At 72.8% G+C, this 26,201-nt stretch carries 24 protein-coding genes; 14 read left to right on the forward strand and 10 right to left on the reverse strand.

The features are described 5' to 3' along the window. Positions 1–22 precede the first annotated feature (22 nt). From ACIBQ6_RS41295 to ACIBQ6_RS41330, 8 genes are all read left to right on the forward strand, one after another. Positions 23–826, forward strand: a complete 804-nt coding sequence (locus tag ACIBQ6_RS41295; RefSeq protein WP_397218497.1) for a class I SAM-dependent methyltransferase — start codon at positions 23–25, stop codon at positions 824–826. Between the two features lie 226 nt (positions 827–1,052). Then, positions 1,053–3,170, forward strand: a complete 2,118-nt coding sequence (locus ACIBQ6_RS41300) for a hypothetical protein (protein WP_397218498.1) — start codon at positions 1,053–1,055, stop codon at positions 3,168–3,170. 6 nt (positions 3,171–3,176) lie between these two features. Beyond that, a complete protein-coding gene (locus tag ACIBQ6_RS41305; protein ID WP_397218499.1) occupies positions 3,177–4,997 on the forward strand; it encodes a UvrD-helicase domain-containing protein in 1,821 nt (606 codons plus the stop codon). 48 nt (positions 4,998–5,045) lie between these two features. Further along, positions 5,046–6,890: a sigma factor-like helix-turn-helix DNA-binding protein gene (locus ACIBQ6_RS41310; protein ID WP_397218500.1), complete on the forward strand. Its 1,845-nt coding sequence runs from the start codon at positions 5,046–5,048 to the stop codon at positions 6,888–6,890. 16 nt (positions 6,891–6,906) lie between these two features. After that, complete coding sequence (locus tag ACIBQ6_RS41315; RefSeq protein WP_397218501.1) at positions 6,907–8,217, forward strand: cysteine--tRNA ligase; 1,311 nt, start codon at positions 6,907–6,909, stop codon at positions 8,215–8,217. A gap of 119 nt (positions 8,218–8,336) precedes the next feature. Continuing rightward, positions 8,337–10,823 (forward strand): penicillin acylase family protein, encoded by a 2,487-nt coding sequence (locus ACIBQ6_RS41320; RefSeq protein WP_397218606.1) that lies wholly within the window; start codon positions 8,337–8,339, stop codon positions 10,821–10,823. A gap of 146 nt (positions 10,824–10,969) precedes the next feature. Further along, complete coding sequence (locus ACIBQ6_RS41325) at positions 10,970–11,398, forward strand: RICIN domain-containing protein (RefSeq protein ID WP_358294400.1); 429 nt, start codon at positions 10,970–10,972, stop codon at positions 11,396–11,398. A gap of 128 nt (positions 11,399–11,526) precedes the next feature. Next, entirely contained in the window at positions 11,527–12,378 is an 852-nt protein-coding gene (locus ACIBQ6_RS41330) for a hypothetical protein (protein ID WP_397218502.1), read from the forward strand. 15 nt (positions 12,379–12,393) lie between these two features. On the opposite strand, the gene ACIBQ6_RS41335 is transcribed toward ACIBQ6_RS41330, so the two are convergent. Then, the gene (locus ACIBQ6_RS41335; RefSeq protein WP_358294402.1) at positions 12,394–12,816 is read right to left on the reverse strand and encodes a hypothetical protein; all 423 of its coding nucleotides are present in this window, start codon (positions 12,814–12,816) and stop codon (positions 12,394–12,396) included. 75 nt (positions 12,817–12,891) lie between these two features. Between ACIBQ6_RS41335 and ACIBQ6_RS41340 the strand changes: the two genes are divergently transcribed. After that, complete coding sequence (locus ACIBQ6_RS41340) at positions 12,892–13,857, forward strand: hypothetical protein (protein ID WP_397218503.1); 966 nt, start codon at positions 12,892–12,894, stop codon at positions 13,855–13,857. Between the two features lie 200 nt (positions 13,858–14,057). Here ACIBQ6_RS41340 and ACIBQ6_RS41345 read toward each other — a convergent pair whose 3' ends face one another. Beyond that, entirely contained in the window at positions 14,058–14,720 is a 663-nt protein-coding gene (locus ACIBQ6_RS41345) for a TetR/AcrR family transcriptional regulator (protein WP_397218504.1), read from the reverse strand. Positions 14,721–14,772: 52 nt separating this feature from the next. Between ACIBQ6_RS41345 and ACIBQ6_RS41350 the strand changes: the two genes are divergently transcribed. Then, positions 14,773–15,255 carry a VOC family protein gene (locus tag ACIBQ6_RS41350; protein ID WP_358294405.1) on the forward strand — a complete coding sequence of 161 codons (483 nt, stop codon included), beginning with the start codon at positions 14,773–14,775 and terminating at the stop codon, positions 15,253–15,255. A 10-nt stretch (positions 15,256–15,265) separates the two neighbouring features. Beyond that, complete coding sequence (locus ACIBQ6_RS41355; protein ID WP_397218505.1) at positions 15,266–15,436, forward strand: hypothetical protein; 171 nt, start codon at positions 15,266–15,268, stop codon at positions 15,434–15,436. Positions 15,437–15,451: 15 nt separating this feature from the next. Here the strand turns inward: ACIBQ6_RS41355 and ACIBQ6_RS41360 are convergent, their stop codons facing one another. After that, the gene (locus ACIBQ6_RS41360; RefSeq protein WP_397218506.1) at positions 15,452–15,793 is read right to left on the reverse strand and encodes a cupin domain-containing protein; all 342 of its coding nucleotides are present in this window, start codon (positions 15,791–15,793) and stop codon (positions 15,452–15,454) included. Between the two features lie 53 nt (positions 15,794–15,846). Here ACIBQ6_RS41360 and ACIBQ6_RS41365 point away from each other — a divergent pair, with 53 nt between their 5' ends. After that, the gene (locus ACIBQ6_RS41365) at positions 15,847–16,458 is read left to right on the forward strand and encodes a TetR/AcrR family transcriptional regulator (protein WP_397218507.1); all 612 of its coding nucleotides are present in this window, start codon (positions 15,847–15,849) and stop codon (positions 16,456–16,458) included. Between the two features lie 8 nt (positions 16,459–16,466). Here the strand turns inward: ACIBQ6_RS41365 and ACIBQ6_RS41370 are convergent, their stop codons facing one another. Genes ACIBQ6_RS41370 through mshB form a run of 3 tightly spaced genes read right to left on the reverse strand, consistent with a single transcriptional unit; the run spans position 16,467 to position 18,339 of the window. Further along, positions 16,467–16,961 carry a flavin reductase family protein gene (locus tag ACIBQ6_RS41370; RefSeq protein ID WP_358294409.1) on the reverse strand — a complete coding sequence of 165 codons (495 nt, stop codon included), beginning with the start codon at positions 16,959–16,961 and terminating at the stop codon, positions 16,467–16,469. A 17-nt stretch (positions 16,962–16,978) separates the two neighbouring features. Beyond that, entirely contained in the window at positions 16,979–17,398 is a 420-nt protein-coding gene (locus tag ACIBQ6_RS41375) for a DUF6113 family protein (protein WP_358294410.1), read from the reverse strand. A gap of 11 nt (positions 17,399–17,409) precedes the next feature. Then, positions 17,410–18,339, reverse strand: coding sequence for an N-acetyl-1-D-myo-inositol-2-amino-2-deoxy-alpha-D-glucopyranoside deacetylase (mshB, locus tag ACIBQ6_RS41380; protein ID WP_397218508.1), 930 nt, complete (start codon positions 18,337–18,339; stop codon positions 17,410–17,412). Positions 18,340–18,383: 44 nt separating this feature from the next. Here mshB and ACIBQ6_RS41385 point away from each other — a divergent pair, with 44 nt between their 5' ends. Beyond that, complete coding sequence (locus tag ACIBQ6_RS41385; RefSeq protein ID WP_397218509.1) at positions 18,384–20,450, forward strand: prolyl oligopeptidase family serine peptidase; 2,067 nt, start codon at positions 18,384–18,386, stop codon at positions 20,448–20,450. Here the strand turns inward: ACIBQ6_RS41385 and ACIBQ6_RS41390 are convergent. Both ACIBQ6_RS41390 and ACIBQ6_RS41395 read right to left on the reverse strand, forming a co-directional pair. After that, complete coding sequence (locus ACIBQ6_RS41390) at positions 20,447–21,310, reverse strand: hypothetical protein (RefSeq protein ID WP_397218510.1); 864 nt, start codon at positions 21,308–21,310, stop codon at positions 20,447–20,449. The genes ACIBQ6_RS41385 and ACIBQ6_RS41390 overlap by 4 nt on opposite strands. Before the next feature lie 48 nt (positions 21,311–21,358). Next, positions 21,359–21,787 carry a MarR family transcriptional regulator gene (locus tag ACIBQ6_RS41395; RefSeq protein ID WP_358294414.1) on the reverse strand — a complete coding sequence of 143 codons (429 nt, stop codon included), beginning with the start codon at positions 21,785–21,787 and terminating at the stop codon, positions 21,359–21,361. Between the two features lie 64 nt (positions 21,788–21,851). Between ACIBQ6_RS41395 and ACIBQ6_RS41400 the strand changes: the two genes are divergently transcribed. Further along, positions 21,852–22,727 carry an MBL fold metallo-hydrolase gene (locus ACIBQ6_RS41400; RefSeq protein ID WP_397218511.1) on the forward strand — a complete coding sequence of 292 codons (876 nt, stop codon included), beginning with the start codon at positions 21,852–21,854 and terminating at the stop codon, positions 22,725–22,727. Here the strand turns inward: ACIBQ6_RS41400 and ACIBQ6_RS41405 are convergent. Then, a complete protein-coding gene (locus ACIBQ6_RS41405; protein ID WP_397218512.1) occupies positions 22,724–24,478 on the reverse strand; it encodes an ABC transporter ATP-binding protein in 1,755 nt (584 codons plus the stop codon). The genes ACIBQ6_RS41400 and ACIBQ6_RS41405 overlap by 4 nt on opposite strands. A 2-nt stretch (positions 24,479–24,480) precedes the next feature. Next, the gene (locus ACIBQ6_RS41410) at positions 24,481–26,169 is read right to left on the reverse strand and encodes an ABC transporter ATP-binding protein (RefSeq protein WP_358294417.1); all 1,689 of its coding nucleotides are present in this window, start codon (positions 26,167–26,169) and stop codon (positions 24,481–24,483) included. Positions 26,170–26,201 lie beyond the last annotated feature (32 nt).

Here is a 26,201-nt window from a genome sequence, read left to right on the forward strand (position 1 = left end):
ACAGCACGGCCACGGGGGCCCGATGTCTGACGAATGTGAGCTGATCGTCTTGCGATACGACGCACCGAGCTTGGAGCGGTGGAACAGTCGCGCCTACGACAGCAGTTTCGGGTACGTCTCCACCCAGGGCGCGCCGCTGGTCGACCTCCTCGACCCGCAGCCCGGGGAGCGCGTGCTCGACCTCGGGTGCGGCACCGGGGTGCTGACCGCGCAGATCGCCTTCAGGGGCGCGGACGTCCTGGGCATCGACGGTTCCGCCGCGATGATCGAGAAGGCGCTGGCCCAGTACCCGGGGATCGACTTCATCATCGGCGACGGCCACGACTTCACCGTGGTGGACCCGTACGACGCCGTCTTCTCCAACGCGGCACTCCACTGGATGAGCCGCGACCCCGCCACCGTGATCGCCAACGTCCGCGAGGCGCTGAAGCCGGGCGGCCGGTTCGTCGCGGAGATGGGCGGCGCGGGCAACTGCGCGGAGCTGACCGCCGCGATGCTGACCGCCTGGCGCGAGTACGGCCTGCGCGAGCCCGATCTGCCGTGGTACTTCCCCACTCCCGCCGAGTACGCGCGCCGGCTGGAGCAGGAGGGCTTCGTGGTCCGGCTGCTGGAGTACTTCGACCGGCCGACGCCGCTCGACGAGTGCCCCGGCGGGGCCGCCGACTGGGTGCGCATGTTCGCCTCGTCCGTGCTCGAAGGACTGCCGCCGGAGATCGTGGACCCCCTGCTCGGACGGGTCAACGAGCTGGCCGCGCCCGCCCTCCGGAGGGAGACGGGCTGGATGGCCGACTACGTGCGTCTACGCTTTGCCGCTGTTCGGCGCTGATGCGTAGTGCATGATGCGTAGGGCTGTTTTGCCGGACTATGGTCTGTTCCGTGGGCGGCGAGATGTTGGCTGCGCCGCTCCGGCGGCGTGAGGGGCTGGTGAACGGAACGGGATGAACTTCTGCCTGAGCGACCTCGTTCCACCGTTGAGGTGGAGCGACGCGTCGACGATCACGCTACTGACCGGGCAGCCGGATCTGCCGGACGCGTGGTGGCGAAGCCTGCCCATGCCGCTGGTGCTCGCAGCCATCGGCCCGGAGTCACTGGGCGAGCTGCTGACCGAGATCGCGCTGGAGCACTGGCCGGCCGCCGCCATCGGCGACGTCCTGCCGGCTCTGCACGTCCTGGACCCGGACGAGGCCGACGAACCCGCCGTCGCCATCGCGCTCGACCGCGCCGGGTCGTGGACGGGGCTGCTCTCGCTGACCGGGCGCGAGCTGGTGGACCAGCCGTTCATCCAGGCCCGGCCGGTGCTCAACACGTTGTTCGGGGCGGTGCTCGTCCGGCTGGCGCATCCGTACGCGGGTGGGCGGCAGGCCGAGGCGCACGTACCGGCGGCTCTCGCGACCCCGGCGGACGCCGTCGTGGCGGCGGAGCTCGCCCACGAGCCCGCGTTCCCTGAGGGCGGGGCCGCTGCGGAGGCCGTCGGGGAGGCGGCCGACCGTGACGTCGAGCGGGTGCTCGACGCCGACTCCGAGCCGGTCGTCGAGGAGGTGCCGCGGCCCGAGGCCGAGCCCGTGCTCGACTCCGCCGAGGAGCCCGCGCCCGAGCCCGCCGCCGCGGAGGCGTCCGCGCTGGAGGCGGAGGGGGTCGGCGGCGAGCCGGAGCCCTTCTCCACGGACGACCACGACGAAGAGGCTGAACGGCGCGAACCCGCCGACCTCGACAGCCCCGCCGACGTCCCTGAGGTCCTTGAGGGGCGGGTGGAGGAGCGGGCCGAGGCCGCACAGTCCGAGGCCGCACAGTCCGAGGCATCCACCGATGACGCCGAGCCCGAGGCGCACACCGCGCACCCCGAGCCCGACACGGAAACCGAGCCCGAGCCCGAGCCCGAGGCCGACTTCGAGCACCCCGAGGCCGACGCCGAGCACCCCGAGCCCGAGGCTGACGCCGGCCACGCCGAGCTTGAGGCCGACGCCAGGCACGCCGAGCTTGAGGCCGACGCCGAGCACGCCGAACCCGCCGGGGCGGACGCCGAGCATGCCGAGTCCGCCGGGGCGGGCGGCGAGGAGTTGTCCGAGCTGATCGAGGCCGCGTTCGCCGGGCTCGACGACAAGAGCTGGGCCGTGGCGCAGAACCGCGTCTTCACCGACGAGCCCTCGGCGGTCGACCAGCTGGCCAAGCTGTTCGCCGTCCCCCCGGCCGACATCTCCGCCACCGAGCGGGAGCTGCGCGTCCGTCTCGACCAGTGGCTGGCCAGCGAGGAGGCCGCGCCGTACCGCGCCCACCTGGACGAGCTGCGCAGGACGCTGGGCCCGGCCGCGCCCAAGGAGCAGCTGATCGGCGCGGCCGACTGGCACGCCAGGGAGATCCGCGCGCTGGAGGTGCCGGCCTGGCAGTTCGTGCTGGCCACGCTGCCCGCGCAGCCGAACCAGCCGGTGGAGTTCCAGCAGCCGGTGGAGTTCCAGCAGCCGGTGGAGTTCCAGCAGCCGCACTCGGCGTTCGCCGCGATGCAGCCGCCGCCTCCCCTGCCGCCACCGCCCATGCCACCGCCGCCGCCCCCGGCCAGTCCGCCCGGTCCGCCCGGTCCGCCGCAGTTCCAGGCGTTCACGCCGGTCCCGCCGCCGCCCGCGGAGGGCAACGGCGGGGCGGAGCAGAACAAGCCGTACCAGCCGCTCAAGGACGTCTCCCAGACCAGGCGCTGCTTCCGCCAGCCGGACGGCCGCTGGTGGCTGCGGATCGACGTGACCGCCGAGCAGCTGGCCGGCGGCGAGTGCGCCCTCCCGACGGGCTTCGCGGCCTACCTGGGCCTGTCCCCCGGTGAGAGCCGGGCGGTCAGGAGCGCGGCGGGCGAGCTGACCATGACCTGGCACGGCAGGCCGGTGCTGGAGTCCATCGAGCGCCTGCTCGTGGACGTCGGCGCCAAGGAGGGCGGCCACCTGTTCCTCACGCTGTCGGACGAGGGCGTCCTGCGCGCCCGTCACCTGCCGGTCGCCGCCCAGAACGCCGAGAGCATCACCAAGGCGCTGCGCCTGGTCGGCTACACGGCGCCGGGCGGCACCCGGGACCAGGCGGCCAGGGTGATCGCGACGAGGATCGGGCTCACCGGCCCCGTCGGGCTGCCCGACCTGCTCACCAGGCTCCGCGAACGCGGCGACCGCGACCTGCTCGCCCTCTTGGACTGACCGCCCGTGCCGCGGCTCGCGATCGGCCCTGACTTTCCAGGGGAGCTCGGCGCACTGGCTCAGCCGGTGCGCAGGGACGCCGTGGTCGCGCTGCGCCGGTTCCTGCTGAACGTGTCCGGAGCCCCGCACCCCGAGCGGGTGCGTGGCTGCCGGGACGCCAAGGTCGCCACGCTGCGCCTGGCCGACGGGCATCGCGGCGTGGTGGTCCGGCAGCGCGACGTCTACTGGCTGCTCGCCGTGCGGCCCGATCCGGAGGCGTGGTCGTACGCCCAGCGTCACCGGTACGGCGTCAACCCCGTGATCGGCGTCGTCGAGGAGTGGGACGCCGAGACCCTGGAACGGGTGGAGCCCGCCTTACGCAGGTCGGCCCGCCCCTCGCGGCTGTTCGAGCAGATCTGTGACGGCGACCTGCTCGCGCTCGGCATCGACGTGCACGCGCTGCCCCTGGTCCGGCTGATCTCCACCGAGGCCGACGTGGCCGCGCTCGAACCGCTGCTGCCGCCCACCCAGTACGCGCCGCTGGCCGTCCTGGCCAGGGGCGGCACGCTGTCGGAGGCGTGGCGGGAGCTGGACAACTGGCGCGCCCGCGACGAGGAGACGGGCGCGATCGACCCCGACGACCTGCACGCGGCGCTGCTGCGCAGCCCGGACCGCGCGGTGTTCGCCGCCGACAAGGTGGAGCTCGACCGGGTGCTCGGGGCCCCGGACTGGTGCACGTTCCTGCACCCGACGCAGCACCGGCTGGCCAGGGCCGGACGGTACGAGCAGCCGGTGCTGGTCGTGGGCGGCGCGGGCACCGGCAAGACGATCATCGCCCTGCACCGGGCGGCCCACCTGGCGGCGCGGGGCAGCGGCCCGGTGCTGCTGGTGACGTTCTCACAGAGCCTGGCCGAGGAGCTGGCCGGCCGGCTGGACGTGCTGATCGACGACCAGACCGTGCGCAAGCGCGTCGAGGTGGACAACGCCGAGCGCCTGGCCGTGCGGATCGTCGCCGACGCGGAGGGACGCCGTCCCGCCCTGGTCGGCCCGGGGGCCCGGTCGCTGGCCCAGCTCACCGACGAGGCGATCAGGCTGCTGTCGATCACGACCGGCGACCTGCTGGACGACGTGGAGCCGGGGCGCAAGCCGTACCGGCACATCGTGGTGGACGAGGCGCAGGACATCAGCCCGGCGCAGTGGCGGCTGCTGCGGGCGGCGGCGCCGCACGCGCACGACGACCTGTTCGTGGTGGGCGACCCGCACCAGCGGGTGACCGACACGCGGGTGGCGCTCGGCGCGGTGGGCATCCCGGCGGCCCAGCACGACCTGCGGATCTCCTACCGGCTGCCGCAGGAGATCCTGTCCTACGTGGTCCGGCTGCGCGGTGGCGGCCCGGCGAACGGCCTGGTCAAGGGCGTGGCCGAGCTGTACGGCTACCGCGCCACGCACAACGGCCGGCGGCCGGTGGTCCGGGCGTACGACACACCCGAGTCCGAACTGGCCGGGCTGCGGGCCACGGTCGGCGGCTGGCTGGCGGACGGCGTGCCGGAGGGCGAGATCGCCGTCGGGGCGCGCACCCCCACGCTGGTCCGGGCCGCCCGGGAGGCGCTGGACGGGCTGGACGTGCGCGTGGCGACCTTCCAGCACCTGAAGGGCCTGGAGTTCGAACGGGTGGCGCTCGTCGGCGTGGCGGAGGGCGTGGTGCCCGGACCGCTGCCCGCGGAGCCGGCCGCGCGGGCTCGGGCGCTGCAACGCGAGCGGAGCATACTGTTCGTCGCCTGCACACGGGCCCGAACGATGCTCTATATCTCGCATTCCGGAAGGGGGAGCCCATTTCTGTCCCCCTGATCACATAGTCTGAACTGCGGATATCTTCCCTTTGCCGGTTGGACCTCAATGAACCTCAGCCTGAGCGACCTCGCGCCACCCCTGCGCTGGACCTCCCCTGGTCAGATCGCGCCGATCGTGGAGGAGCCCCAGCTGCCCGAGGCCTGGTGGCAGGCGATCCCCCTCGACCGCGCGTGCGCGATCGTCGGGACGCAGACCGTGGCGGGTCACCTGGCCGATCTGGCCGTGGCCTGCTGGGGGCACCTGCTGCTCGGCGACATCCTGCCGCTGCTGCGTTTCTCCGACCCCGCCGAGGCCGAGCGCACGCCGGAGTCTCTGGGCAAGGACGTGGTGCAGAAGCTGTTCACCGGTGTGTTCGAGCGGCTGCTCGAACCCGCGCCCGCCGCCCTGCCCGTCCCGGCCCGGCCCGACAAACCCCTTCCCGAGCTGATCGACGCGGTGTTCGCCGCGCTCGACGACCGGCAGCGCGCCATCGCCCGCGACCGGCTCTACGCGGCGCAGCGCGCCACGCTCGACGAGCTGGCGCAGCGTTTCTCGGTCACCCGCGAGCGGATCAGGCAGATCGAGCGGGACCTGCGCGACCACGTCGAGGCCTGGCTGGGCTCGCCGGAGGCGGCGGGGCTGGTGGCGCACGTGACGTGGCTGAGGGGCAGGCTGGGGTCGGCGGTCCCGGCCGACGACCTCGCGGCCGCCGTGCCGTGGCACCGCGGCGACCTGCGCACGCTGGGCATCCCCGCGTGGCGGTTCGTCCGCACGCTGCTGACCGGCTACGAGCAGGCCGACGGGTGGCTGGTCTCCGGCGGGGCCGACGAGCTGCGGGAGAAGACGCGGCAGTTGTTCACCGACGGGCCGCGGCCGCTCGGCGAGGCGGTGTCCATGGTGACCCAGCTCGGCGTCCGCGAGGACGTCGCCGAGCGGTGGATCCTCGCCGTGCCGCAGCTTCGGGTGCTCGGCCGGCACGTGGTGCCCTGGCCGCGCAGCATCAACGAGAAGGCCGAGGCGGTGCTGGCGGTGGCGGGCACGCCGCTGTCGCCCGAGGAGATCCAGGAACGCATCGGCGAGGACTACAGCCTGGTCGGCATCCGCAACCAGCTCACCGCCGACGAGCGCTTCCGCCGGGTGGACCGGAACAAGTACGGGCTGACCAGGTGGGGCGGCGACGAGTACCTGGGCATCAGGGAGATGATCTCCAGGGAGATCGAGCGGGCCGGCGGCGAGGCCTCGGTGAGCACGATCGTGACGAACCTGACCTCCCGCTACGACGTGAGCGAGAGCTCGGTGCGCGCCTACTCGGGCGGCCCCGGGTTCGAGCGCACGCAGCGGGGCTGGATCAGGGTGGCCGGAACGTCGCCGACCGGGGAGTCGGAGCCGTACCAGCCGCGCAAGGACGTCTCGGAGACGCGGCGCAGCTTCCGCTCCCGCGACGGCCGGTGGTGGCACCGCGTGGACGTCAACGCCGAGCACCTGCGCGGGTCGGGCTCGCCCCTGCCGACCGGGTTCGCCGCCTACCTGGGCATGGCTCCCGGCGGGTCGCTGACCGCCTCGACGCCATCGGGCGACGTGGTGATCAGCTGGCACAACCAGCCGACCATGGGGTCGATCCGCAACGTGCTGGCCGACTTCAAGGCGAGCGAGGGCGACCACGTGTTCCTGACCGTCTCCGACGGCGGCGAGCTGCTGACCCGCTACCTGCCCGCGGCCGCCGTGGCGATGCCGCCGCTGAACCGGGCGCTCTACCTCATCGGCTACACCGCACCGGTGCACTCCGAGATGGAGGGGCTGCGGCTGATCGGGGCCCGCATCGGGCTGCCCGACACGGCCACCCGCGAGGAGGTGCTGGCCCGGCTGCGCGAGCGCGGGGACAGGGACATCCTCGGCTTCCTCGGCGGGTGAGGGCTAGGCTCGGGTGATGTTGCGGATCCACGACACCCGGGCCAGGCAGGTCGAGGAGATCTCGGGCGGGCGGGCGGTGCGCGTGTACACGTGCGGGCCGGCGCTGCACCGCCGCGTCCATCTGGGCGACCTGCGCACGTACGTGCTGTCCGACCTGGTCAGGAGGGTCCTGGAGGGGCGGCGTACCCGGGTCGTGGCCTGCCGGCACGTCGCCGACCTCGGGCGTCCCGACGGGGCGGCCGGGGCGCCGGTCCGCGCCCACGAGGACGCGTTCGTCGACGACGCGGCCGCGCTCAACCTGCGGCCGCCGGAGCACGCGCCGCGCGCCGGGGAGACGGTCGACCTGATGATCGAGCTGATCTCCGGGCTCGTCGAGCGCGGTCACGCCTATCCGGCGCCGGACGGCTCGGTGTACTTCGACGTACGGACGTTCCCGGCGTACGGCGAGATCTCCGGCACCGGCCTGGACGACCTCAAGCCCGCCGACCCGGTCGCCGCCGATCCGCACCGACGTTTCCACGCCGACTGGGCCCTGTGGCGGCCCGCCGACGGCGACCAGGGCCGGGACGCGCCCTGGGGCCGGGGCCTGCCCGGCCCGCACGTGGCGTGCTCGGCGCTGTCGCTGCGTTTCCTCGGCGAACGGATCGACCTGCACGTCGGCGACGCCGCCCGGTGCTTCCCGCACCACGAGGCCGAGCGCGCCCAGTCGGACGCGGCGACCGGCCACGAGGTGGTGCGCCACTGGGTGCACGGCGAGCGCCCGCTGTTCGACGGACGCGCGATGGCGGAGTCCGCGGGCGACGCGGTGCTGCTGTCCGACGTGGTGGCGGCCGGGCTCGACCCGCTGGCGGTGCGCCTGGCCTTCCTCGGGCACCGCTACCGGGAGCGGCTCGACCTCTCCTGGGACGTCCTGCGGGCCGCCGACCGCACGGTGCGGCGGTGGCGGGCGCGGGTGGCCGAGTGGTCGGAGTCGCCCAGCGCGCCCATGGCCGCGTCGTACGCCGAGCGCGTCGGGGCGGCCCTCGACGACGACCTGGACACCCCGGCGGCGCTGGCCGTCCTGCGGGAGCTGGAGCTGGACGAGTCGGTGGCGCCCGGGTCGAAGTTCGAGACGTTCCTGCATCTGGACCAGGTGCTGGCGCTCGACCTGTCCACGGAGATCGGCAAGCCGCGGGTGCCGCCCGCCGGGGCCGGCGAGCTGCTGGCGCAGCGGGAGCGCGCGGTGGCGGCCAACGACTGGGCGGCGGCCGACCGGCTGCGGGATGAGCTGGCCGACCTGGGGGTTCGCGTCACCGACACCCCGGAGGGACAAAGCTGGGCCCTCTGATCGGAAGCCCTCCGCGCGAGGCCGCTCCGGCCGTCTGAAACGGCCGGAGCAGTGAGCCGGTACTGCCAGACTTGTTCCAGTTCGGCAAGATGGAGGTATCGGTGAAACCTTTTGCGTGGATGCCGTGGCCTTTGCGGTGGTTCGCCCGGGTGTTGACCGTGCTTCTCGCGCTGGCGCTCGTGCTGGCCGGGGTCCTGGTGTACACGGTGCGGAAGTCGTTCCCGCAGGTGGACGGGACGCTGCGACTGCCCGGTCTAGCCGGGAAGGTCGAGATTTATCGCGATAAATCGGGGATTCCGCATATCTATGCCGACACTGCGGCCGACCTGTTCATGGCGCAGGGCTTCGTCCACGCCCAGGACCGGTTCTTCGAGATGGACTTCCGCCGCCACACCACCGCCGGACGGCTCTCCGAGCTGTTCGGCAAGGCCACGCTCGGCAACGACAAGGCGCTGCGGACCATGGGCTGGCGCCGGGTGGCCGAGCAGGAGCTGCCCGCCCTCGACCGGCAGACCCAGGACTTCCTGGCCGCGTACGCCAAGGGCGTGAACGCCTGGCTGGACGCCAATCCCAACGCCTCCGACCGCAGCCTCGAATACTCGGTGCTCAAGCTGCAGAACGGCGAGTACCGGCCGGAGCGGTGGACCGCGGTCGACTCCGTCGCCTGGCTGAAGGCCATGGCGTGGGACCTGCGCTCCAACATGGAGGACGAGATCGACCGCGCCCTGGCGCTGACCAAGCTGCCCAAGGAGCGCGTCGAGCAGCTCTACCCCGGCTACCCGTACGACCGCCACTCCCCGATCGTCGGCGAGGGCGCGCTCGCCCAGGGCCGCTACGACCAGCAGGCCGAGCCGCGGACCGGCGGCGTGCGGGCGCTCTCCCAGGCCGCCGCGACGCTCGACGCCGTGCCGAGCACGATGAGCAGCGAGGAGCGCGAGGGCATCGGCTCCAACTCGTGGGTGGTCTCCGGCGCGCACACCACCAGCGGCAAGCCGCTGCTGGCCAACGACCCGCACCTGTCCCCGCAGATGCCGTCCGTCTGGTACCAGGCCGGGCTGCACTGCAGGAAGCTGTCCGAGCAGTGCCCTTACGACGTCACGGGGTTCACCTTCTCCGGCGTGCCCGGCGTGATCATCGGGCACAACGACAAGATCGCGTGGGGGTTCACGAACCTCGGGCCGGACGTGGCCGACCTCTTCCTGGAGAAGGTGGACGGCGACACGTACCTGTACAAGGGCGAGCAGGTCAAGCTGGAGACGCGGCAGGAGCAGATCAAGGTCGCCGGCGGCGACCCCGTCACGATCACCGTGAAGAGCACCCGGCACGGTCCGCTGATCAACGAGGTGATGGCGGACGCCCGGCCGAGCGGCGAGGCGAACGCCGTGGCCCTGCAATGGACCGCCCTCACCCCCGGCAGGACCGTGGACGCCATCTTCGCGCTCAACAAGGCGGGCGACTGGCCCGAGTTCCGCTCGGCGGCGGCGCTGTTCGAGGTGCCGTCCCAGAACCTGATCTACGCCGACACCAGCGGCAAGATCGGCTACCAGGCGCCCGGGCGCATCCCCGTACGGGAGAAGGGCGACGGCGCCTGGCCGGTGCCCGGCTGGACCGGCGAGTACGACTGGAAGGCCGCGCCCATCCCCTACGACCAGCTGCCCACGGTGGAGGACCCGGCCGAGGGGTTCGTCGTCACGGCCAACAACGCCGTCATCGACCCCCGCCGCTACCAGCCGCTGCTGACCAAGGACTGGTCCTACGGCTACCGCTCCCAGCGCATCCGCGAGCTCATCGAGTCCGCGATCGCCAAGGGCAAGATCGACGCCGGGACGATGTCGGACATCCAGCAGGACACCTCCAACGAGTTCGCCGAAACGCTGGTGCCCGCGCTGCTGCGGGTGGACCTGGCCGGGCCCGCCCGCCAGGCCCGCGAGCTGCTGCGCACGTGGGACCACTCCCAGGGGCTCGACTCCGCCCCCGCCGCCTACTACAACGCGGTGTGGCGGCACCTGCTCATGCTCACGTTCGACGACGACCTGCCCGAGCAGGTGTGGCCCGGCGGCGGCGACCGCTGGTACGACGTGGTCGCCAACCTGCTCAACGCCCCCGACGGCCCCTTCTGGGACGACGTGACCACCAAGAACCTCACCGAGACCCGCGACGACATGCTGCGGCAGGCGATGGCCTCGGCCTACCACGAGCTGTCGGAGCTGTTCGGCACCGACGTCAGGTCCTGGAAGTGGGGCGACCTGCACCAGCTCGAACTGGTCAACGGCACGCTCGGCACGTCGGGCCTCGCGCCCGTGGAGGCGCTGTTCAACCGCGGCCCGTTCGCCGTGCCCGGCAACAAGGACGCGGTGAACGCGACCGGGTGGAACGTGCAGAAGGGGTACGGGGTCACGGCGGTGCCGTCGATGCGCATGGTCGTCGACCTGGCGGACCTGGACAAGTCCCGCTGGATCAACCTGACGGGCGCGTCGGGGCACGCCTTCCACGACAACTACTGGGACCAGGCCGAGGCGTGGGCGCGGGGTGATCTGCTCCCGATGCACTCCAAGCCCGAGTCGGTGAAGAACGCCGCCATCCACACCCTCACCCTCACCCCCTGACCCGTCGCGTCCGTCCCCGCACCGCGCCCGGCCGGAACCCTGTCCGGAAGCGGTCACGGGCGGAGGGTGATTTCCCATGCGTAATCGTCTGTTATGAGAACGAGGCGGCGCATCGTCCCCTCCCGCTCCCGTTCGAGAGGACACCCATGGACATTCCGGCCCGAGCCACCCTGATCAACAAGAAGTCCGGGCTCGCCCTTGACATCAAGGAATGCGACATGTCCGACGGCGGCTGGGTGATCCAGTGGACCCCCCACGGCCGGACCAACCAGATCTTCCGCCTGGAACCCGCCGACGGCGGCTACAAGTTCATCGCCGAACACTCCGGCAAGGCCCTCGATGTCAGCTGGGCGAACCAGAACGCCGACTTCGCGATGCAGTGGGGCATCAACGGCAGCCCGAGCCAGATCTGGTACCTCAAGGAGCACGAGGCGGGCGTCTACCGGCTCTTCGCCAAGCACTCGGGCAAGGTGCTGGCGGTCGCGAACGCCTCCACCGAGCCGGGCGCGCGCGTGGTGCAGTTCGAAACCGGTCATGAGGAGAACGAACTCTGGCTGCTCAAGGCCGTTCCCTAGAGGCGCGTCCTCCCTGGTGGGCGGCTGGCGGGGGCCGGGTGGCGCGCCCGGCGTACGACCGTGGTTGTAGTCGAAGGCCAGACCGTGGTCCGACGCGCCGGGCCCCCGGCCGCTGTCAGCATGGCCGCATGACTCGCCTCCGGTACTCCGATCGCCTCTGGTACTCCGTCGGGATCTTCCTCCTGCTCGTGGGCCTGGCGCACCTGGGCGTGCTCGTCGTGGCCGGCGGCCCGTGGGAGGGGGCCGTGTCGTGGCGCAAGCCGTTCACGTTCGGGGTGTCGTTCGGGTTGAGCGTGCTGACGCTGACCTGGGTGTCCCAGTGGTTACGGCTGCGTGCCCGCACGTTCGTCCTCGGGGCGTTCGCGGCGGCCTCCACGGTCGAGGTGGCGCTGATCACCCTTCAGGCGTGGCGCGGGGTGCCGTCCCACTTCAACATGGAGACCCCCCTCGACACGGCCATCGCCCGCACGCTGGCCGCGTTCGGCATCACGCTCATCGTCATCGCGATCACCATGACGATCGCCGCCTTCCGCCCGGCGCCGGAGGTCGCCCCGAGCACCCGTCTGGCCGTACGGGCCGGCTTCGCCACGCTGCTGGCGTCCATGGTCTTCGGCGGCGTGATGATCGCCCGTGGCGTCGTGGCGGTGATGACGGGCAACCAGCAGCTCGCCTACACGGTGGCCACCGCGCTCAAACCGGCCCACGCCGTGCTCATGCACGGGGTGCTCCTCCTGCCGGCCCTGTCCTGGCTGCTGTCCCGCACGCTCCCGTCCGAGGGCGCGCGGCTGCGGGCCGTACGCCTGGCCACCTGGGCGTACGTCGCGGTGGCCGCGCTGGTGTCCGGCCTGGCCGTGGCGGGGGTGGCGGTCGTGGGGCCGTCCACGGCGTCGGTGTTGTCAGCCGGGGCGATCTCGGCCCTGGCCATCGCGGCGGTCGCGCTGGGCCGGTTCAGCCCCCGCCTCGGCCAGGCGAAACATTGAGGCCGGGGTAATGGGTCAGCCGTTATGCCGTCGCCGCCGCCACCACACGGGCGCGCGCGGGTAACCACCGTCGTCCAGGTCGGCCAGCCGCTCGAACACGTTGTACGACGCCTGATGCCCGCACACGACCACCGACACGAGCATGGCCAGCAGGTAGAGCGGGAGCATCGGCAGTCCGGCGCAGCAGGCCCACTGGGTGGCGTGCCGTGCTTCGTGCCGGATGAGCCGGTCGTCCAGCTCGTCCTGCCTGGTCAGGACGACGTTCCCCACCGTGAACGCGCCCGCGACGGGAAAGCGGTAGCGGTAGCCGAAGGCGAGGATGAGCCCGTCGGGGCCGGGCCGGCGGGCCGCGCCGCCGACGATCGAGATGAGGAGGCCGAGCGGGGTGGCGAGGTTCACATAGTTCACCGCCCGCCGGAACCGATAGCGCCTGTTCATGCGTCTCAGTCTTGACCAATCTTGACAAGTCGGAATAATGATCTGCGTCCTGAAATCTCCCACAAGAGCAGGATTATGAGATTCTCCATCCTGGGCGCGCTGCTCGGCGCTGTTGCACTGGCCGGAGCCGGCGGAGTCGCGATCACCCAGACATCAGCCACCGATCCCCTACGTTCCACCGATTCTCCTTCCGGCGCGCAGGTGGCGTTACCCGTCGCCGCGACCCCGACGGCGACGCCCACGGCGACGCCCTCGGTCGGGGATTACACCGCCACGACGAAGGTGGTCAAGAAGAAGGGCGTCTCGTACTTGAATGTGTCCGTCAAGTACGACGGAGCGGCCCGCTTCACCGTGAAGCAGAAGGTGTGCAGGAGCCAGTCCTGCAGGAGCGCCACCGCCCAGTTCCCCGTCACCACCGGGGCCGGGCAGACCACGAAGAAGCTGGGCAAGGGCACGTACAAGGCGAGGGGCAAGCCGGCCGTCAAGGTCAAGCCGCTCCCCTGGCCGACCCGCACCGTGACGGTCTCCCCGACCGCCACGGCCGCGCCGAGCGCGACGGCGACCGTGACGTCCACGGTGACCGAGCAGGCCACGGTGACCGCCACGGTGACCCAGCCCGGCCCGACCGTGACCGTGCCCGGCCCGACGGTGACCGTGCCGGGGCCGACGGAGACGGTGACGTACACCTGTCAGCCCGCCCCGCCGACGACCCCGCTTCCGCCGTCCGAACCGCCGACCGCCACGCCGTCGACCTCGGTCTCGGAATCCCCGGACGTCCCGGACGCCCCGGCCCAGGCCCCCGCCCCACCGGCGAGCGACACCCCGACCCCGACCCCGACCCCGACGCCGACGGACGTCCCGACCGACACCCCCACCGGCGCCCCGACCGACGTCCCCACGGACGTCCCGACGGACATCCCGACGTGCGCGCCGCCCACGGATCTCCCCTCCGAGACCCCGACCCCGACCCCGACCGCGACCTCCACGGACACCGGCACCCCCACCGACACCCCCACCCCGCCGGAGCCCCCCACCCAGTAGCCCCCGACCGACACAGCGCATGATTCAGGCCAGGCCCCAGCGCCTGGCCTGAATCATGTCCCCCCGCCCCACAACCCACCGCGACCGCCCTCTCACATCCGGGACGCCGCACCACCGCTGAACCAGGCCGCCAACCCCGGAGGGACGCCGCGCCACCGCTCCCATCCCTCCGGCTCGTGACCGGGTATGCCCCGGGTGGGTCAGTGTGGGGCGTTTGTGGGGTGGGGTGGTGGGGTGGTGGTCAGCAGGCGGGTGAGGGTTTCGGTCAGCCAGCGTTCGTAGGCGTCGGCGTTCCAGCTCAGCATCTCCCGCCCCAGCAGGTATGTCTCCGTGTGCACCAGGACGGCGGTGGTGCCGGTCAGCCAGTCGAGATCGTGCCCGCCCGCCAGAAGCCCGTCGGCGGCCATCCTGTCCCAGAAGGCCCGCATGTTCGCGCGGGTGGCCTCGCGCCCGGCCCGGGTGGCGGCGGCCAGGTCCGGCTCGGTGGGAGCGGCCTGCAGGGCGACGGCCAGCAGGTCGCCGGCGCGTTCGGCCATCTGGCGGCTGCCCCCGGCCAGGGCGGCGATGCGCTCCTCGGCGGTGGAGGCGGTGCCGGCGCGGACGTACCAGTCGCGGCCGGTGATGTCGACGGCGGCCCCGTCACCGGCGAAGGCGACGTCGACGCAGCGTTTGAGCAGCGCGGCCTTGGTGCCGAAGCGCAGGTAGACGGTACGGTCCCCGACCTGGGCGGACTGGGCGACGGCGGTCAGGGTGGTGGCCGCGTAGCCGTTGCGGAGGAACAGCTCGGTGGCGGCGGTCAGGATCTTCTCCTCGGTGGCGGCGATGCGGGCGGCGCGCAAATCACGCTTGACGGGCTCCGACATAGAATGCAGTATAACTGCATCGATGCAGTGCAACTGCAAGAAGGGAATTGCCGTGTCGCACCTCCCGCGCCTGGACGGCGTGCACCACCTCAAGCTCCCGGTCACCGACCTGGACCGTTCCCTGGCCTGGTACCGCTCCCGGTTCGGGTACGAGATCGACATCGAGTTCGTCGAGCAGGGCGTGCCGATGGGCTACGCGCTCGCCCATCCGGCCGGCGGTCCCGTGCTGGCGCTGCGGCTGGACCCGGACCGGGCCAGGGCCGCCGCGGGCTTCGACTACTTCGCCATCGGCGTCCCGGACAAGCAGGCCATCGAGGAGCTGGCCGCCCACCTGACCACGCTGGGCGACAGCCACGCCGGCGTGCACGAGGCGACCATCGGCTGGATCCTGCCCGGCCTGCACGACCCGGACGGCCACGAGATCCGCTTCTACACCACGCAGCCGCTTCCCCCGCGCGAGCGGGCCGTCCCCACCGCGGCCGACGCGGACGAGGAGCGTCGCAGCAGCGGCACCCGTCCGGCCGAGACCTCCTGAGGAGCGCGCCATGACCGTACTCCGCAACCACGACGGCAGGCTGGAGACGATCGTGATCGCCTCGAACGGCCGCAGCCCCGTGCACTGCTGGCAGCACGAGCCCAACGGCGACTGGGCCAAGCGGCAGAGCCTGGAAGGCTGGTCGGTACGCGCCCTGGGCCCGGGCTTCCGCGAGTTCTGACCCCGGCCGGTCACCTCACAGAGCGGGACCGAGCGGCGCTCCGGACGGGACGCCGCCCGCCCCTTCCTTGAGCTCGACGAAGATCGCGTGCGACTCGGTGTCGCCGATGTTCCGCCCCGCGTGCTCCTGCGCGCCGACCCACCGCGCCTGCCCCGCCTCCAGGTCCAGCTCGACCTCTCGCGCGCCCGAGGTGAGGCGGCGGCTGAAGGCCGACAGCGTGACCATCACGCTGTCGGGATGGCCGTGCGGGCTGGTCGAGTCGCCGGGCCGGTCGCGGTAGCGCAGCACCCTGACCCGTTCGTTCTCGAAGATCACCGTGTACAGGCCGGGGTTCGTGACCACTGGATCGGCGCTCATGGACCACCTCACAAGGCGAGTCAGCTACATGGGACGACGGTACCATGATGGGCATGTCGGTACCATATGAGCAGACCGGCCGTCACCGGCAGAAGGCCCGCACCCGCGCCGCCCTGGTCGAGGCCGCCCGCCGCCTGCTGGCCGACGGCACGGACCCCACGGTCGAGGACGCCGCCGCCGCGGCCGGCATCTCGCGCACCACCGCCTACCGCTACTTCCCCAACCAGAACGCCCTGCTGACCGCCGCGCACCCGCAGATCGAGCGGACCTCCCTGCTCCCCCCGGACCCGCCCACCGACCCCATGGCGCGCCTGGACCTGGTGATGACCGCCTTCACCCGGCTCACCCTCGACTGGGAACCACAGCTGCGCACCTCGCTGCGCCTGTCCCTGCGACCGGGCGCCGAACAGCCGCACCTGCGCGGCGGCCGGGCCATCGGCTGGATCGAGGACGCCCTCGCCCCGCTCCGCGACACCCACCCCGGCCTGGACCTCCACCACCTGGCGGTGGCCATCCGCGCTGCGACCGGCATCGAGTCGCTGGTCTGGCTCACCGACATCGCCGGATACACCCGGCAGCAGGCGGTCGAGACCATGTGCTCGTCGGCGCGGGCGCTCCTGGTCGCCGCCCTCGACCGGCACGACCGCCGCACCGGGCGGGCGTAGCCGCGGCGTCAGAGGTTCTTGTAGCGGCCGTCGTGGTAGAGCAGCGGCGAGCCGTCCGCAGGGGTGCCGAGGGCCGTCACCTGGCCGAGCACGATGGAGTGGTCGCCGCCGTCGTACACCGCGGTCGTGGCGACCTCGACCGTGGCCAGGGCGCCGGTGAACAGGGCCACCCCCGACTCCCCGCGATGGTGCTCCCACCGGGCCAGTTGCCCGCTCAGCGGACGGCCGCGGTGGGCGAAGAAGCGGGAGGCGTCCTCCATCGAGGCGTGCAGCACCGACACGCCCCACACCCCGGCCTCGATCACGGCGTCGTGGAAACGGGCCACCTTCTCGGCGCAGAAGAGCACGAGCAGGGGGTCGAGCGACACCGACGTGAAGGAGTTGACGGTCATCGCGTGGTCCACACCGCCGAGCCGGGTCGTGACGATCGCGACTCCCGTGGCGAAGCGGCCGACGACCTTACGGTAGTTTCCCGGGTCCACATGCCGCTCTATGGAATGCACGACGTTACTTTATGCCTCTACGTCGGATTCTTTGGAGGTGGGTATCCCCGCAACAACCACGAACCCCCACCGGATGAGGGCGAGCACAGGAACGCCACCACAAGAGCCAGCAATCCGCCATACAAGTAGACGTACCCTGCCGCACCCTGAGAGATCACCAGATCTCCGGCACTGAGTTCGAGCGTGAACGGCATCGTCACCAGCAGCCAGCCGAGCCCGACCGCGAACGCGGCGAGCTTCGTCCGCATGAGCCTGGCCGCCCCCAGCGGGAGGAGGAACAGCGCGAGCACCCACCCGATCGCCACCCACGGAACGGCGCCCAGCTGGTCGAGCGCGTGCGTGAACCCGCCGACGACGCCGAGCACGACACCCAGCACGAACAGCATGCCGTACGCCGCCCCGCCCAGCGCCGACTCCGCCTGGCTGCGATGTTCCATGGGGAACGAGGTTAGTGGATGCCCGCGAAGAGATCGTTCTCGCGGTTGTGCGGCTCGCCGAGCCCACCGGCGTCGACCGGCGGCCCGGGCACCGGCCGGCCGGGCACGCCGATGGCCAGGACGAAGTGCTCCACGCCGAGCACCTCCTGCCCGATGTTGTTGGACAGCGCGTACCAGGGGCCGTCGACGGTGATCTGGGTGGCGTGGGCGCGCATGGCCTCCCGCTTGTTGCCGACCCAGGGGCGGGCGTCGATCTCGGTGGTGATGTCCTCGTCGGGGCTGCCGAAGGGGATGTCCTCGACGTCCTCGACGAGGAAGCCGGTGCCGGAGCCGGGCAGCGCCTCGGCCGTGCGCCGCATGACGGACCTGGGCACGGCCGTGTGGTAGAACTTCGCGATCTGCCACGGCTCGTCCTGGCGCGGGGCGGGCCGGTCGCCCGGGACGTAGTCGGGCTTGGCGGCCAGCTCGAAGGCGCGGCGGGCCACCCGGTGGGCCTGGATGTGGTCGGGATGGCCGTAGAAGCCGTTGGCGTCGTAGGTCACCAGCACCTGCGGGCGCACCTCGCGGATGACCTTCACCAGCTCGCCGGCCGCCTCGTCGAGGTCGGCCTGCCAGAAGGCGTTGGGACGGTCGTTGGTCGCGACGCCCATCATGCCGGAGTCGCGCCAGCGTCCGGGCGAGCCGAGGAAGCGGTGGTCCTCGACGCCGAGCGCCTGGCAGGCCGCCGCCAGCTCCCCGATCCGGTACGGCCCGAGCAGGTCGTCGCGGTCGGCCGCCAGGTGGGCGAGGTCGGCGGGGATGACCTCCCCCTCCTCCCCCAGCGTGCAGGTCACCAGCGTGACGTGGGCGCCTTCCGCGACGTATTTGGCCATGGTCGCGCCGGTGCCGATCGACTCGTCGTCCGGATGGGCGTGCACGAGCAGGAGGCGGCGATCAGTCATAGTCATGAGCGTAACAATGGCTGGATACTGGCAGGATTGAGCCCATGAGTGAGAGCTTCCCGCGACTGTCGGCACGGACCCGCCGGTTCACCCTGGGAGTGCCCAGGGGGTTCACGATCTCCCCCGACGGCGGACGAGTGGTCTTCCTGCGGACGAGGTCGGGCACCGACCCGGTCACCTGCCTGTGGGAGCTCGACACCGAAACCCACGTCGAACGCCTGGTGGTCGATCCCCGCACCCTCCACGCCGACGACGAGAACCTGCCGCCGGAGGAGCGCGCGCGGCGCGAGCGCAGCCGTGAGGCGGCCGGCGGCGTGGTGGCCTACGGCGCCGACGCCGCGCTGACCAGGGCGGCCTTCGCCCTGTCCGGCGCGCTTTACGTCGTCGAGCTGGCGAGCGGCGAGACCCGCAGGCTGGAGACGCCGGGCGCGGTCATCGACCCCCGGCTGTCCCCCGACGGGCGGCAGGTCGCCTACGTCACCGGCGGCGCCCTGCACGTCCAGGACCTCGACTCGGGGCGCGGCGAGGTGCTCGCCACGCCGGAGTCGCCGACCGTCACCTACGGCCTGGCCGAGTTCATCGCCGCCGAGGAGATGGACCGGATGCGCGGCTACTGGTGGTCGCCGTCGGGCGACGCGCTGCTGGTCGAGCGGGCCGACGAGGAGCCGGTCGACACCTGGTACATCGCCGACCCGGCCAACCCGTCCCGCCCGGCCGTCGCCCAGCGTTACCCGGCGGCCGGCACGCCCAACGCCCGCACCGAGCTGTTCGTGCTCGGGCTCGACGGCTCGCGGGTGGCGGTGCCGTTCGAGGAGGAGTACCTCACCACGGCCGCCTGGGACGACCACGCGCTGTCGATCGTGACGATGACGCGCGACCAGAAGACGCTGCGGCTGTTCTCCGTCGATCCGGCGACCGGCGTGTCCACGCTGGTCCGCGAGGACACCGACCCGGCCTGGGTGGACATCGTGACCGGCGTGCCGGCGCACCTCGACGACGGCTCGCTGGTGTGGGTGGCCACGTCGGAGGGCGGCCACCGGCTGTTCGTCGGCGACCGCGCGGTCACGCCGCCCACCCTCCAGGTCCGGTCGGTGCTCGACGTCGACCACGACAGCGTGTTGTTCAGCGCCAGCGGCGGCGACCCGACCGACATCCACCTGTGGACCTGGGACGGCCACTCGCTGCTGCCGGTCTCGACCCGGTCCGGGGTGTTCTCGGGGCGGATGTCCGGCGGCGTCGGCGTGTTGTCGGAGCAGAGCCTCGACGCCGAGGGCGTCTCGACCACGGTGGTGCGGCGCGACGGCATGGCGGTCCCGATCCCGTCGTACGCCGAGCGTCCGGGGCTCGACCTGCGGGTGTCGCTGGGGCGTTCGGGCCGCCGGGAGCTGGCCACGGCCGTGGTGCTGCCGTCCTGGTACGAGCAGGGCTCGGGCCGGCTGCCGGTCCTGATGGACCCGTACGGCGGCCCGCACGCGCAGCGGGTGCTCAACCGGCGCGGCGCGTTCCTGGAGAGCCAGTGGTTCGCCGAGCAGGGCTTCGCCGTGATCGTGGCCGACGGGCGCGGCACGCCGGGCCGCGGTCCGGCGTTCGAGCGGGCGGTGCTGGGCGACCTGGCGACCCCGGCGCTGGAGGACCAGATCGACGCCCTGCAGGGCGTGGCCGAGCAGTACCCCGACGACCTCGACCTGTCGAGGGTGGCCATCCGCGGCTGGTCGTTCGGCGGCTTCCTGGCCGCGCTCGCCGTGCTGCGGCGTCCCGACGTCTTCCACGCGGCGGTGGCCGGCGCGCCGGTGACCGACTGGCGGCTGTACGACACCTGCTACACCGAGCGCTACCTGGGCCACCCCGACGAGCAGCCCGAGGTCTACGACAACTCCTCGCTGTTCGCCGACGCGCCCAAGCTCGAACGCCCGCTGCTCCTCGTCCACGGCCTGGCCGACGACAACGTGGTGGCCGCCCACACGCTGCGCCTGTCCTCGGCGCTGCTCGCGGCCGGCCGCCAGCACAGCGTGCTGCCGCTGTCGGGCGTGACGCACATGACGCCCCAGGAGGTCGTGGCCGAGAACCTGCTCCTGCTCCAGGTCGACTTCCTGAAGAAGGCGCTGGGCTAGGCGGTCCGCAGGGCGTCGAGCAGCCTCGACGCCCCCAGGCCGATCAGCACGACCAGCCCCATGACCAGCAGGAACACCCACAGGGGGGCGCCGAGGTAGGCGAGCAGGCCCTGCGCCACGGCCAGGATCAGCACGCCGAGCACGGTGCCCGCCACGCCGGCGCGCTCGCCGTACGGGCTGGTGCCGCCCAGGAGGACGGCGGCGAGCGCGAACACGGTGCTGTAGAGCCCCTGGTCGCCCGGGGGCGCCGCGCCGAGGCGCAGGAGCAGCGCGATGCCGCCCGCGGCGGCGAGCATGCTCGACCCGGCGAGGCCGAGCACCGCGCCGGGCCATCCGGCGCCGAGCTCCTTGCGCACCTCCTGCCGGTTCCACAGCAGGCCGCCGGCGATCGAGACGACCGCGAACACGGCGAACCCGAGCGGGCCGGGATAGAGCGCGGCGGTCTCCAGCGGGATCGTCCCGTCGCCGAGCAGCGCGACGGCCACGGCCTCGCACACGACGGCGGCCCCGAGCGTGACGGCCCAGGCCGGGGCCGTCAGCAGCATCGTGAACGCGCTCATGGCGGCCCCCAGGAGCCCGGCGAGCACGAGCGCGAGCAGCATCGCCAGCGGCAGCGGCACCCCGGCGCCCGCCGTGGACGCCACGAAGGCGGCGCTCGCGGCGGCCACCGCGCCCACGGCGAGATTGGGCGTGCCGGTGCGCAGCGACAGGCCGAACCCCATGACGATCAGGCCGAGCTGCCCGGCGTGGGCGAGGATGTCGAGCAGGCGGTCACTGACCGTAGTGATCAGGACGAGTGCCAGGCCCAGCAGGGCGAGGAGTCCGAGCACGCCTTCCCAGGCGCGCTGCCAGGTGCTCACTCCGACGATGCTGACAGCGCCGGACGATCATCGCAACCCCGGCAGGCGCTACCGCGGCGCCGCCCGCTCCAGCAGCTCCTGGAGCACGGACTGCTCGCCGGGCGTGAGCGCGGCCAGCGGCGAGCCCTCGGTCAGCAGGCCCAGCAGGCGCTCCCGCAGGCCGGCGCCCTCCTGGGTGAGCACCAGCAGCTTGGCCCGGCGGTCGCTGGGATGGGGGCGGCGCTCCACCACCCCCTGCTGCTCCAGCCGGTCGATGACGAACGTGGCGTTGGAGGGCTCGCACCCCATGCGCCCCGCCAGGTCGCTCATGGTCATCGGGCCGGTCAGCTCGCGCAGCGCCACCGCCTGGGCGGCGGTGAGGTCGAGCGCGGCCGCGCGTTCCCTGACGTGCCCCTCGATCTGCCTGGCGAGCGCACCCACCAGGCCGCAGAGGTTGCGCTCGGCCGCGGCCCGCGCTTCGGCTTCGGACGTTGTCATACTCCAAAACTACCTCAAGCTTGGATGTTTGCAACTTGAAAGGTTCTCGCTATAAGTTTCCGCCATGAGCACTTCTGAGAGCCTTCGTCTGCGCCGCCCGTCCACCCTCCGGTCGTTGCGGGTCGGCGATCTCAAGGTCACGTTCGTGCCCGACGGGAGCGTGCGGCTCAAGCCGTACGGCTGGCTTCCGGGCACGACCGAGCGCGACTGGGCCGAGAACGCCGACCACCTGGACGAGACCGGCAACCTCGTGGCCGGCATCGGCGGCCTGCTGGTGGAGGCGGGCGAGCGGGCCCTGCTGATCGACGCGGGCGTGGGCCCGGTGCACCAGCCGGACGACCCGGCCGACCCGCTGATCGGCGAGCTGCGCGGCGGCGACCTGCCGGCCAACCTCGCCCGGGTGGGCCGCCGTCCCGAGGACGTCGAGGCGGTGGCCTTCACCCACCTGCACATCGACCACATCGGCTGGGCCTGGCACCCGGCCGCCGGCGGGCCCGCGTTCCCGTCCGCCGAGTACCTGTTCGCCGAGCCCGAATGGACCGAGCGCCACCGGACGCTCGACTTCGGCACGCCGGCGGAGGCCCTGACGACCATGGCCCCCCGAGTCAGGACGTTCGGCGACGGCGAGGAGATCTTCCCCGGCGTGCGGGCCACGTTCGCACCGGGTCACACCGCCGGGCACACCGCCTACACGATCACCTCGGGCGGACAGCGGCTGCTGGCCTTCGGCGACGCCCTGCACTCCCCCGTGCAGGTGCGCCGTCCCGAGTGGCCGGCCGGTTCCGACCTGGACCGCGTGGAGTCGACCGTGCACCGGCGGCGGCTGGTCGAGGAGCTGCTGCGGCCGGACACGATCGGCTTCGGCATCCACTTCGCCGACGTGGTCTTCGGCCGCGCGCGGGACACGGCCGAAGGTCCGGTCTGGGAGCCCGTGGCCTAGGGAGTGGCGGCGGGGGTGCCGTGCCAGCTCGCCCACAGGGCCGCGTACGAGCCGCCCTCGGCGACCAGCTCCTCGTGCGGGCCCAGCTCGGTGATCCGGCCGTCCTCCACGACGGCCACCCGGTCGGCGTCGTGCGCGGTGTAGAGCCGGTGGGCGATGGCGATCACCGTACGGCCCTCCAGGACGGCGGCCAGCGAACGTTCCAGGTGGCGTGCGGCCCGCGGGTCGATCAGCGAGGTGGCCTCGTCGAGCACCAGCGTGTGCGGGTCGGCCAGGACCAGCCGCGCCAGCGCGAGCTGCTGGGCCTGCGCGGGCGGCACGGCGGCGCCGCCGGACCCGACCTCGGTCTCCAGCCCCTCGGGCAGCGTCCGCACCCAGTCGAGCGCGTCGACGGCGGCCAGCGCCGCGCGCACCGCCGCGTCGTCCGCGCCGGGGCGGGCGATCAGCAGGTTGTCGCGGACGGTGCCCTTGAAGACGTGGTGCTCCTGGGTGACCAGCGCGACGTGCCCGCGCAGGTCGTCGAGCGGCAGTTCGACCAGCGGCACGCCGCCCACGCTGACCTCGCCGGTGCGCGGCCCGTGGATGCCGGCCAGCAGCCGCCCGAGCGTGGACTTGCCGGCCCCCGACGGGCCGACCATGGCCAGCCGCTCGCCCGGCTCGACGGTCAGCGACACGCCGTGCAGCACGTCGCGGCCCTCGCGGTAGGCGTACCTGACGTCGTCGGCCCGCAGCAGCTCGCCGGCCGGGCGGGCCGCGGAGGGCTCGCGGTCGTCGGGCACGTTGGCCACGCCGAGCAGCCGGGCCATGGCCGCGCCGCCCACCTGGAGCTCGTCGATCCACATGAGGAACCGGTCGAGCGGGTCGATGAGCTGCTGGGCGTAGACCAGGGCGGCGGTGACCTGCTGGACCGTCACCCAGTCGTTGGTGTAGAACAGGCCGCCGACCAGGAGCGTGGAGACCACCGGGATCACGTAGCCGAGCTCGACCGCGGGGAACCAGAGCGTCCGCAGGCCCAGGGTGTAGCGCTCGGCGGCGTAGGAGCGGCTGATGTCGCCGTCGGTGCGCTCGCGCCGGCGTTCCTGCAGGCCGAGCGCCTCCACGGCCCGCGCGCCCTCGACCGTCTCGGCCAGGCCCTCGGTCATGTCGGCGTACGCGGCGTTCTCGCGCAGGTAGCCGTCGCGCGCCCGCTTGAGGTACCAGCGGGTGGCGAACCAGATCAGCGGGCCGGCGACCAGCATCGGCAGCATGAGCTGCGGGCTGACCAGCACCAGCGCGCCCATGGTGATCACGAACGTGACCAGCGCGATCAGCGTCTCGGGCACGGCGTGCCGGACGGTCCTGGACAGCGAGTCGACGTCGCGGGAGGTACGGGTGATCAGGTCGCCGGCGCCCGCCCGCTCGACCGTGGACAGCGGCAGGCCGAGCACCCGGTCGACGAACTCCTCCCGCAGCTCGGCCAGCACCTTCTCGCCCAGCCTGGCCGAGGCCAGCACGGCGAAGCGGACCAGCAGCCCCTGGAGGAACAGGAACGCGCCGATGACGACGGCCACGAGCAGCCCGTCGACCTCGCCGCCGTCCTGGACGGTCTGGACCAGGCTGCCGAGCTGCCACGGCACGACGAGCCCGGCGACGGCGGCCAGGCCGTGCAGGGCCAGGGCGACGGTGAGCTGCCGCGGGTACTTCAGCGTCAGCCTGCGCGCGTAGGCGCGCACCTGTTTCCGGTCGGCGACCGGCAGGATCTCGCGGGCCACGGTCAGCCCTCCCCTCGGGTCACGGTCGCGGCGTACTCGGGGGACGCGTCCAGCAGGTGCCGGTGTGTCCCCTCGGCCAGCACCCGGCCGCCGGCCACGTAGACCACGTGGTCGGCCCGGTCGAGCACCAGCGGGCTGGTCGTGCAGATCATGGTGGTGCGGCCGGCGCGCGCCTTGGCCAGCCGCTCGGCGATGCGGGCCTCGCTGTGGGCGTCGACGGCGCTGGTGGGCTCGACCAGGATGAGCACCTCGGGGTCGGCGACCAGGGCCCGCGCCAGGCGCAGCCGCTGCTGCTGGCCGCCGGAGAACTCGCGCCCGGCCTCGGACACCTGGGCGTCGAGGCCGTCGGGCAGCGCCTCGACGATGTCCTCGGCGCAGGCGGCGTGCAGGGCGGCGCGCACGTCTTCGTCGGTGGCCGCGTCGCGGACGTCGAGCTCGTTCCTGAGCCTGCCGGTGAACAGGCGGGCGTCGTTGCCGGCGACCAGGATGCGCGCGCGGATCTCGGCCATGGGCAGCGAGGCCAGCTCGACGGCGCCGAAGGTGACGTCGCCGGGCGCGTACCGGCCGAGGCGGTCGGCGATGGCGGCGGCCTCCTCGGGCGCGTCGGCCGCGACGGCGGTGAGCATGCCGGGCTGGAGGGTGACGCCGCTGTAGCAGTCGCGCAGCACGCCGCCGCCGCTGGTCTCGGTGCCGCCGGCGACCTCGGGCTCGATGGCCAGGATGCGGATGACGCGGCGGGCCGCGACGTGGCCCTTGGTGAGCTTGTCAGCGGCCTCGGTCAAGGTGCGCAGCGGGCCGATGAGGAAGGCGGCGTAGCCGTAGAGCGCGACGAGGTCGCCGGTGCTGATCTCGCCGCCGACCGCGAACGTGGCGCCGATGCCGGTGACGACCGCGATGAGCAGGCCGGGCAGCAGGATCTGGGCGCCTTCGAGCAGCGACTCGACCCGGGCCACGCCCACCCCGGCGTGCCGCACGCGCTGGGACTCCTCGCCGTAGCGGCCGGCGAACACCTGCTCGCCGCCGATGCCGCGGAGCACCCGCAGGCCGGCCACGATGTCGGCGGCCCTGGTGGACAGGTCGCCGGTCAGCTCGCGCTGCCGCTTCTGCCGCCGGTGCAGCGGCTTGAGCAGCGGCGAGACGGCGAGCGCCATGAGCGGCACGCCGAACAGCACGAGCAGCCCGAGCGGGACCGAGGTCGTCAGCAGGATCACGGTGACCGCGACGATGGCCACCACGGACCCGGTGCCGCGCAGCAGGATGTCCATGGAGCTGCCGATGTGGGCGATGTCGGAGTTGCCGACGCTGACGACCTCGCCGGTCGAGACCTTCTTGGGCAGCGTCGCCCCGAGCCTGGCGGCCTGCCGCGCGGTCAGCTGGACGGTGCGGTAGGCGGCCGACAACCAGTTGAACACCGCCATCCGGTGCCGCATGATCCCGGTGAACGCCTGCAGCAGCCCCAGCCCGAGCAGGATCGACGCCCAGGTCAGCAGCGCCCGGGTGTCCTTGGCGGTGACCGCGTCGATGCCCTTGCCGAGCACCGCGGGCACGAGCGCCTGCACCAGCCACCACAGCGTGGCGAAGCCGATGCCGGCGAGCAGGGCACGCGCCTGACGCCGCGCGTTCCACCACAGGTAGCGGAGCGGGCTGCGGATGTCGGGCAGGCCGGGATCGGCCTCAGGAAGGGAGCGCATGGTCTGACAAGGTTGACAAGCCGGCGCCCGGC

Origin of the sequence: Nonomuraea sp. NPDC049655 (assembly GCF_044465465.1) — a bacterium.
GTDB lineage: Bacteria > Actinomycetota > Actinomycetes > Streptosporangiales > Streptosporangiaceae > Nonomuraea.

Bases quoted from the DNA above. Each gene is read 5' to 3' on its own strand.
- ACIBQ6_RS41395 (WP_358294414.1), bottom strand. From the start codon at position 21,787: ATGACAACGTCCGAAGCCGAAGCGCGGGCCGCGGCCGAGCGCAACCTC.
- ACIBQ6_RS41365 (WP_397218507.1), top strand. From the start codon at position 15,847: ATGTCGGTACCATATGAGCAGACCGGCCGTCACCGGCAGAAGGCCCGC.
- ACIBQ6_RS41375 (WP_358294410.1), bottom strand. From the start codon at position 17,398: ATGGAACATCGCAGCCAGGCGGAGTCGGCGCTGGGCGGGGCGGCGTAC.
- ACIBQ6_RS41360 (WP_397218506.1), bottom strand. From the start codon at position 15,793: ATGAGCGCCGATCCAGTGGTCACGAACCCCGGCCTGTACACGGTGATC.
- ACIBQ6_RS41340 (WP_397218503.1), top strand. From the start codon at position 12,892: ATGAGATTCTCCATCCTGGGCGCGCTGCTCGGCGCTGTTGCACTGGCC.
- ACIBQ6_RS41330 (WP_397218502.1), top strand. From the start codon at position 11,527: ATGACTCGCCTCCGGTACTCCGATCGCCTCTGGTACTCCGTCGGGATC.
- ACIBQ6_RS41300 (WP_397218498.1), top strand. From the start codon at position 1,053: ATGCCGCTGGTGCTCGCAGCCATCGGCCCGGAGTCACTGGGCGAGCTG.
- ACIBQ6_RS41295 (WP_397218497.1), top strand. From the start codon at position 23: ATGTCTGACGAATGTGAGCTGATCGTCTTGCGATACGACGCACCGAGC.
- ACIBQ6_RS41325 (WP_358294400.1), top strand. From the start codon at position 10,970: ATGGACATTCCGGCCCGAGCCACCCTGATCAACAAGAAGTCCGGGCTC.
- ACIBQ6_RS41345 (WP_397218504.1), bottom strand. From the start codon at position 14,720: ATGTCGGAGCCCGTCAAGCGTGATTTGCGCGCCGCCCGCATCGCCGCC.
- ACIBQ6_RS41335 (WP_358294402.1), bottom strand. From the start codon at position 12,816: ATGAACAGGCGCTATCGGTTCCGGCGGGCGGTGAACTATGTGAACCTC.
- ACIBQ6_RS41400 (WP_397218511.1), top strand. From the start codon at position 21,852: ATGAGCACTTCTGAGAGCCTTCGTCTGCGCCGCCCGTCCACCCTCCGG.
- ACIBQ6_RS41310 (WP_397218500.1), top strand. From the start codon at position 5,046: ATGAACCTCAGCCTGAGCGACCTCGCGCCACCCCTGCGCTGGACCTCC.
- mshB (WP_397218508.1), bottom strand. From the start codon at position 18,339: ATGACTGATCGCCGCCTCCTGCTCGTGCACGCCCATCCGGACGACGAG.
- ACIBQ6_RS41320 (WP_397218606.1), top strand. From the start codon at position 8,337: ATGCCGTGGCCTTTGCGGTGGTTCGCCCGGGTGTTGACCGTGCTTCTC.
- ACIBQ6_RS41355 (WP_397218505.1), top strand. From the start codon at position 15,266: ATGACCGTACTCCGCAACCACGACGGCAGGCTGGAGACGATCGTGATC.
- ACIBQ6_RS41410 (WP_358294417.1), bottom strand. From the start codon at position 26,169: ATGCGCTCCCTTCCTGAGGCCGATCCCGGCCTGCCCGACATCCGCAGC.
- ACIBQ6_RS41385 (WP_397218509.1), top strand. From the start codon at position 18,384: ATGAGTGAGAGCTTCCCGCGACTGTCGGCACGGACCCGCCGGTTCACC.
- ACIBQ6_RS41315 (WP_397218501.1), top strand. From the start codon at position 6,907: ATGTTGCGGATCCACGACACCCGGGCCAGGCAGGTCGAGGAGATCTCG.